The 7,735-nt window shown below is 63.5% G+C and carries 4 protein-coding genes; 3 read left to right on the top strand and 1 reads right to left on the bottom strand.

Translation table 11 applies throughout. The features are described from left to right. Nucleotides 1-2,346, bottom strand: a 2,346-nt coding sequence (locus ABZO33_RS14225; protein ID WP_414536551.1) for a retention module-containing protein, incomplete at its 3' end; no start/stop codon positions are given. A gap of 348 nt (nucleotides 2,347-2,694) precedes the next feature. Here ABZO33_RS14225 and ABZO33_RS14220 point away from each other — a divergent pair. From ABZO33_RS14220 to ABZO33_RS14210, 3 genes are read left to right on the top strand one after another with little or no spacing between them, the layout of a single operon-like run. After that, on the top strand, nucleotides 2,695-4,032 hold the full coding sequence (locus ABZO33_RS14220) for a TolC family outer membrane protein (RefSeq protein WP_414536550.1): 1,338 nt from the start codon (nucleotides 2,695-2,697) through the stop codon (nucleotides 4,030-4,032). A 44-nt stretch (nucleotides 4,033-4,076) separates the two neighbouring features. Next, nucleotides 4,077-6,233 carry a type I secretion system permease/ATPase gene (locus ABZO33_RS14215; RefSeq protein WP_414536549.1) on the top strand — a complete coding sequence of 719 codons (2,157 nt, stop codon included), beginning with the start codon at nucleotides 4,077-4,079 and terminating at the stop codon, nucleotides 6,231-6,233. Beyond that, nucleotides 6,223-7,599: an HlyD family type I secretion periplasmic adaptor subunit gene (locus tag ABZO33_RS14210; RefSeq protein ID WP_414536548.1), complete on the top strand. Its 1,377-nt coding sequence runs from the start codon at nucleotides 6,223-6,225 to the stop codon at nucleotides 7,597-7,599. Before ABZO33_RS14215 ends, ABZO33_RS14210 begins: the two co-directional genes overlap by 11 nt. The last annotated feature ends 136 nt before the right edge of the window (nucleotides 7,600-7,735 follow it).

The raw sequence follows: 7,735 nt of genomic DNA, 5'->3' as shown, positions 1-7,735 counted from the left end.
ATCGGTCACGCTCGTGGTGACCGTGTTATCACCCAGAGTCAATTTCTCGAAGTTGTCGCCACCGGCAACCGACTCGATCTTGTTGACGATCGAAGGCTGGCCGCCGACGAACACGTCGTCCGGTGCGGTGATGGTGAAGGTGCCGCTGGTGCTGCCGGCCGGGATGGTGACCTTGGTCCCATCGGTCAGGGTGAAGGTCAGGCCATTGTGGCCGCTGACCGGCAGACCCTGGGCATTGGTCAGCGTCACGGTATAGGTGATCTGGCCGCCTTCAGTGACCGTGGTTTTATCCGCAGTCAGGGTCGCGACGACCTCACTGACGGTATCGGTGATCTGCACCGTAGCATCGCCACCCAGCTGCAGGTTCTCGAAGGTCTTGCCCGCCACGTTGGCATCGGTGACGCCGAGGGTCACGGAATCGGCGTCCTTGAACACGTCGTCGCCCTGGGCCGGCAGGCTGTAGGTGGCCTGGGTCTGGCCCGCGCTGATGACCACGGTGGCGCCATTGGACAGGGTCACGGTCAGGTCATGGTCGAGCTTCTGGCTGACCGATACGGTGAAGGTCGGCTGCTCGGCCTCGGTCACGTTGCCATTGCTGGCGATGCTGACGGTCACCGTGTCGATGCTGTCGCTGATCACGGTCTGGGTCGGCGTGGTGTCGGGTTCAAGCTTCTCGAAGTTGCCGCCGCTGGCGCCGGTGATGCTGGTGGTGACAGTGCTGCCGTTGACGAATACGTCATTGGCCGGGGTCTGGAAGTCGACGCTGCCGGTGCTTTCGCCAGCCTTGACGGTGACGGTCTGGCCGTTGGACAGGGTGACGGTGACCGGAGTCTGGGCCGGGTTGGTCAGGGTCACGGTATAGGTGATCACGCCGCCTTCGGTGACGCTCGGCGTGGCGGTCAGGGCGGCAGTGGTGGTGTCGATCGAGTCGTTGATCTTCGTTTCTGCTGGTGCCGGGTTCGGCTCCAGCTTCTCGAAGTTGCCGCCCGTTGCCCCCGTGATCGTGGTGCTGACGGTGCTGCCGTTGTTGTAGACGTCGTTGCCCGGAGTCTGGAAATCGACGCTGCCGGACGACTTGCCGGCCTCGATGGTAACAGTCTGGCCATTGGACAGAGTGACGGTAACCGGGGTCTGGGCCGGGTTGGTCAGGGTCACGGTATAGGTGATCACGCCGCCTTCGGTGACACTCGGGGTGGCGGTCAGGGTGGCGGTGGTGGTGTCGATCGAGTCGTTGATCTTCGTGTCCGCTGGTGCCGGGTTCGGCTCCAGTTTCTCGAAGTTGCCGCCCGTTGCCCCCGTGATCGTGGTGCTGACGGTGCTGCCGTTGTTGTAGACGTCGTTGCCAGGGGTCTGGAAATCGACGCTGCCGGACGACTTGCCGGCCTCGATGGTGACGGTCTGGCCATTGGACAGGGTGACGGTGACCGGAGTCTGGGCCGGGTTGTTCAATGTCACGGTGTAGGTGATCACACCACCTTCGGTCACGCTCGGGGTGGCGGTGAGCGTGGCGGTGGTGGTGTCGATGGTGTCGGTGACCTCGGTCACTGCCGGGGTGGTGCTCGGCGTGACGATCAGGCCATTGCCGCCGCTGGTGCCGGTGATGGTCGCGGAAATCTGGCCGCCATCGATGTAGGGCGTGTCGTTGGCTGGGATATTGACGTTGACGGTGCCGGTGGTCTGGCCGGCCGGGATCACGATGACGGCGCCGTTGGACAAGGTCACGGTCAGGTTGGTCAGCGGTGGCTGGCCGACGGTGGCGGTATAGACGATTACGCCACCCGCCTCGGTGATCGTGGGGGTGGCGCTCAGGGTCAGGCCTGTGGTGAGCGGGGCATTGGTGGTGTTGGTACTGGCGTTGCTGCCGTCCAGCCCACCCTGCTCATCGTTGCCCAGGCCGTTGGCAAAGCCTATCGGGCCGGTGGGGAAGCCGATGGTCGGGTCGACCACTCCTGCGGTTTCCTGGAGCAGGACGAAGCTATGCCCGCCGCCTACAGAGCCGCCGCCCGCCGCGGCCGGGCCGGCTGCGGTGGCTTCCAGTTCGGTGGTCGGGTCGACGCCGGCGGCGATGGCCTGTTGCAGTTCTTCGACCGAGGGCGCCGCCTGGGCGGTGGCCTGGCTCAGGTCAACGCTGCTGTCTGGGGCGTCGGCACTCCACTGGGTTTCGCGACCGAGGTCGAGCAGACGGCCGTCGGCCAGCTCCAGAGTGACCGCACCGCCAGTGCCGGTGTCTACCTGTTCGCCGGCAAGCAGGCGATCGCCTTCGATCAGTACGCGCCGGATGCCTTCTGGGGAAACTGCGATGACTTGGCCAACAATGCTTTTGACGATGGCAACAACAGTGCTCATTGGACTCTCCGGACTACCCGTTCAGTTGGCTTCCATGCCCGGCCGGCATTCGAAGGCGGCGACTGATGGAATGTTTCAATAATGTTTTTGACGCGTAATTGCGTCAATTTTACGTCTATAATTTCTGGCTATTAAGTTTATGCCAAACTATTGACCTTCTGGCTGCCATCCTAAACAATCGCCAAGGTAATGTCACATTGATATTTGGCCAGCCAACCCCTTTCTTTTGTATTAATCGCACTGCCTATTCGGAAGCTTCCTACATACAGATCAGGGTTCGCCATTTTCCAAGGCAGGCACGGCTTCGGCTGTGATTTGGGACAACAGCTCTCTCGGGAACCAGTAAAAATGCGTGCGTCACTGTTCACCGCTCTTCCTTTCGCTCTCGCCGCCTCTTTCGTTCAAGCACAAACCTTGCCCGAAGCCATGCAGAAGGCCCTCGAGGTACACCCGGAAATCCAGGCCGGCGTGAACGCACGCACGGCCGCGGACTATCAACTGCGTGCAGCCCAGGGCGGCTATTTGCCGCGGGTCGATATGACGGCCGGCTATGGCCGCGAGGGCACCGACAGCCCAAGCACCCGCAACCGCTGGGAGACGCTGAACCGTGGCGAATCGGCGATCCGCCTGCGGCAGATGGTCTTTGACGGTTTTGCCACCTCTAGCGAGGTCGGGCGTCAACAAGCCACCGTCAATGCCCGCGCCTACTCCTTGCTGGGGACCTCCGAGCGCACCGCGCTGACCGTCGCCCAGGTCTATCTGGACGTCCTGTCGCGCCGTGAGATGGTGCGCCTGGCCGAAGAAAACCTGCGCAACCACGACCGCATCCTCGACCAGATCAAGTTGCGCACCAGCCGTGGCGTGGGCCGCATGGCCGACCTCGACCAGGCCGAAGCGCGCCAGGCCCAGGCCCGCAACAACCTGATCACCGAGCAGACCAACCTGGCCGATGCCAACACCAACTACCTGAGCGTCGTCGGACAAATGCCCGACGAGTTAAGCACGCCCGCGCCATTTGTCGACCTGCTGCCGGCGACCCTTGACGAAGCCCGCCACCAGTTGGTCGAAGAGAGCCCGATCCTGCGTTCGGCCGAGTCGGACATCGCGGCTGCCGAGAAGCAGTACGAAGCGGCAAAGTCTACTTTCTATCCACGTTTCGATGCTGAACTCGGACGAACGGCCGACAACAACCTCGACGGCGCGGTCGGCCACAACAACGAATGGCAGGCCATGCTGCGCATGAACTTCAACCTGTACGCCGGCGGCAGCAACAAGGCGGACCTGGAATCGAAGTCGTACCTGGCCAACCAGGCACTGGACATTCGCAACAACGCCTTGCGCCAGCTCAATGAGGAGTTAGGCTTGGCATGGAATGCTCTGGAAAACGCCAACGCCCAGGTGCCGATCGCTCAGCAGTACGTCGATCACAGCAACCGGGTGCGCAGCGCCTACCAGCAGCAGTTCGGCCTGGGCGAGCGTACCTTGCTCGACCTGCTCGACAGCGAGAATGAAACCTTCACCGCCCAGCGTCGTCTGGTAGAGGTGAAGAACATACAAATGTTTACTCAGTACCGAATCAAGGCGACCATTGGCCAGCTGCTCAAGAGCCAGGGTGTCGTAGCCCCGATGGCTACTGTTGTGCAGAACGACCTGAAACCCAAGGTGAACCTGCCAGGCATGAACTGAAAGGCGCCTTGAACCCACCCCCGCAAGGATGAAGAGAGCGCCGCGTGGAATCCGAAGTCAGTCGAGTCCAACTCAGCCACGATCCACGCAGTCAGCATGACGACCCGCTGCTGGACAGTCTGTTGACCCTGTGTGTCCTGCATCAGAAACCCGCCAGCCGGGCCATGCTGACCACCGGGCTGCCCTTACCCTCGCAACGCCTGACCGCCGAGCTGCTGCCGCGTGCAGCCGCCCGGGCCGGGCTGCAGGGGCGCCTGTTGCAGCGCAAGCTGGAGCAGATACCCAGCATCGCCATGCCGGCGATGCTGCTGCTCAAGGAAGGCCGCTGTGCGGTGCTGCTGGGCTGGGAAAACGAAGACACCGCGCGGCTGCTGCTCAGCGAGAGCGACGGCGGCGAAGTACATGTCACCCGTGAGGCGTTGCTGGGCGACTACAGCGGCAAGGTGTTCTTCGCCCAGCCGCAGCACAAGTTCGACGTCAACCACGGCAACCTTATCCCGCGCGCGCGCTCCTGGTTCCGCGACACACTGCTGCGCAGCAAATGGCTGTACATCGATGCCATTGCCGCCAGCCTGGTGATCAACCTGATCGCTCTGGCCGCGCCGCTGTTCGTGATGAACGTGTACGACCGCGTGGTGCCCAACCAGGCCACCTCGACCCTGTGGGTGCTGGCGGTGGGTATCGCCGGGGCCTATGTCTTCGACCTGATCCTCAAGGGGCTGCGCAGCCTCTGCCTGGACCTGGCCGGCAAGAAGACCGACCTGATCATCTCGGCGACGCTGTTCGAGCGCATCGTCGGCATGGCCATGAAGTATCGCCCGGCGCGGGTCGGCAGCTTTGCCCAGAACATCCACGAGTTCCAGGGTCTGCGCGACTTCCTCGCCTCGCTGACGCTGACCAGCCTGATCGACCTGCCGTTCACCCTGCTGATCCTGATGGTCATCGCCATCATCGGCGGGCACCTGGTGTGGATCCCGGTCCTGGCATTCCCCTTGGCCCTGGGCATCGGCTATGCGTTGCAGAAGCCGCTGATGGCGACCATGGAACGCACCATGGCGCTGGCCTCCGAGCGCCAGTCGAGCCTGATCGAAACCTTGGCCGGCCTGGACGGGATCAAGGTCAACAATGCCGAGAGCGAGCGCCAGTACATGTGGGAGCAGACCCTCGGCACCCTCAGCCGCCTCGAGCTGCGGGTCAAGGTGCTGTCGGGCCTGGCCATGAACATCACTCTGCTGATCCAGCAATTGGCCGGCGTGGCGATGATCTGCGTGGGCGTGTACCTGATCATCGACGGCAATCTCAGCATGGGCGGCCTGGTGGCCTGCTACATGCTCAGCGGTCGCGCCCTTGGCCCGCTGGGCTCGCTGAACGGCCTGCTGGCCCGCTACCAGCAAGCCAAGGTGACCATGGTCGCCACCGACCAGATGATGGAACTGCCGCAGGAGCGCAACTTCGAAGAGCGCCCGCTGAGCCGTCAGGTGCTGCAGGGCGCCATCGAGTTCCGCGGCGTCGAGTTCACCTACCCGAACCAGCAGAACCAGGCGCTCAAGGGCATCAACCTGAACATTCGCCCAGGCGAGAAGGTCGGCATCATCGGCCGCAGCGGCTCGGGCAAGAGCTCACTGGCCAAGTTGATCGTCGGCCTGTACGAGCCGGACAACGGCTCGCTGCTGGTTGATGGCGTGGACATTCGCCAGATCGATGTCAGCGAACTGCGCCACAACATCGGCTATGTGCCCCAGGACATCCAGCTGCTGGCCGGCACCCTGCGCGACAACCTGGTCAGCGGCGCCCGCTACATCGAGGACGAGCTGATCCTGCAGGCCGCGGAGCTTGCGGGTGTGCACGAGTTCGCCCGTCTGCACCCCGACGGCTACGAGTTGCAGGTCGGCGAGCGTGGGCAGAATCTCTCCGGTGGCCAGCGGCAGAACGTCGCCCTGGGCCGGGCCCTGCTGCTCAACCCACAGATCCTGCTGCTCGACGAGCCCACCAGCGCCATGGACAACACCGGCGAGGAGCGTCTCAAGCAGCGTCTGGCCGCGGTCATCGAAGGCAAGACCGTGTTGCTGGTCACCCATCGCGCTTCGTTGTTATCGCTGGTGGACCGGTTGATTGTCATCGATCGTGGACAGATCGTCGCGGATGGCCCGAAAGCCGCCGTCATGGATGCGCTGAAGAAGGGGCAGATCAGTGTTGCATAAGCTGGATATCGGGCGTTTCAAGGACAACCTGCGCCGCTACTTCAAGGGCTCCGAGTCGCTGGCCGGGCAGCCGCTGCCCGAGGTCAACAAGGCACTGATCGAGGACGCGCCGCGGGTGGTGCGTCTGACCATCTGGGGCGTGATCGCGTTCTTCCTGTTCCTCATTGTCTGGGCCAGCGTCGCGCCCATCGACGAGGTGACGCGCGGGGAGGGCAAGGCCATCCCGTCGTCCAAGGTGCAGAAGATCCAGAACCTCGAAGGCGGCATTGTTGCCGAGATCTTCGCCAAGGAGGGGGAGATCGTCGAAGTCGGCCAGCCGCTGTTGCGCCTGGACGAGACTCGCTTCGCCTCCAACGTCGACGAGACCGAGGCCTCGCGCCTGGCCATGGCCCTGCGCGTGCAGCGCCTGAACGCCGAGGTCGAGGACAAGCCGTTGCAGATCGACGAAGAGTTGCGCAAGGCCGCGCCAAGCCAGGCGGCCAACGAACAGTCGCTGTACCTGAGCCGGCGTCAGCAGTTGCAGGACGAGATTGGCGGCCTGCAACAGCAACTCGTGCAGAAGCAACAGGAGCTGCGCGAGTTCAACTCCAAGCGCGCCCAGTACGCCAACAGCCTGCAGTTGCTGCGCCAGGAAATCGCGATGTCCGAGCCGCTGGTGGCCCAAGGCGCGATCTCCCAGGTCGAGGTGCTGCGCCTGCGCCGCGCCGAGGTCGAGAACCGTGGCCAGATGGACTCCACCGCCCTGGCCATCCCTCGTGCCGAGGCGGCGATCAAGGAGGTCGAGAGCAAGATCGAGGAGACCCGCGGCAAGTTCCGCAGCGAGGCGCTGACCCAGCTCAACGAAGCCCGCACCGAGCTGAACAAGGCCACCGCCACCAGCAAGGCGCTGGACGACCGCGTGCACCGCACCATGGTCATCTCGCCGGTGCGCGGCATCGTCAAGCAGCTGCTGGTCAACACCATCGGCGGCGTGATCCAGCCGGGCAGCGACATCATCGAGATCGTGCCGCTGGACGACACCTTGGTGGTCGAGGCGAAGATCCTGCCCAAGGACATCGCCTTCCTCCACCCGGGCCAGGAAGCCACGGTCAAGTTCACCGCCTATGACTACACCATCTACGGTGGCATGAAGGCCAAGCTCGAACAGATCGGCGCCGACACCATCACCGACGAAGACAAGAAGACCACCTACTACCTGATCAAGCTGCGCACCGACAAAAGCCATCTGGGCAGCGACGAGAAGCCGCTGCTGATCATCCCGGGGATGGTGGCCACGGTGGATATCATGACCGGCAAGAAGACCATCATGAGCTACCTGCTCAAGCCGATCATCAAGGCCCGTTCGGAAGCCTTGCGCGAGCGTTGATCGCTCGACGGGGCGGAAAACCTGTGGGAGCGGGCTTGCCCCGCGATGGCGTTCGCCCAGGCAGCGAGGTTGTTGCTGCCGACGTCATCGCGGGGCAAGCCCGCTCCCACGCCCTCGCTTTGTAGGCTGGAGCAGG

It is taken from the genome of Pseudomonas sp. CAM1A, from assembly GCF_047501685.1.
Lineage (GTDB): Bacteria > Pseudomonadota > Gammaproteobacteria > Pseudomonadales > Pseudomonadaceae > Aquipseudomonas.
Note: the sequence above shows the minus strand (reverse complement) of the source record. Positions and strands in the feature narration are given on the sequence as shown.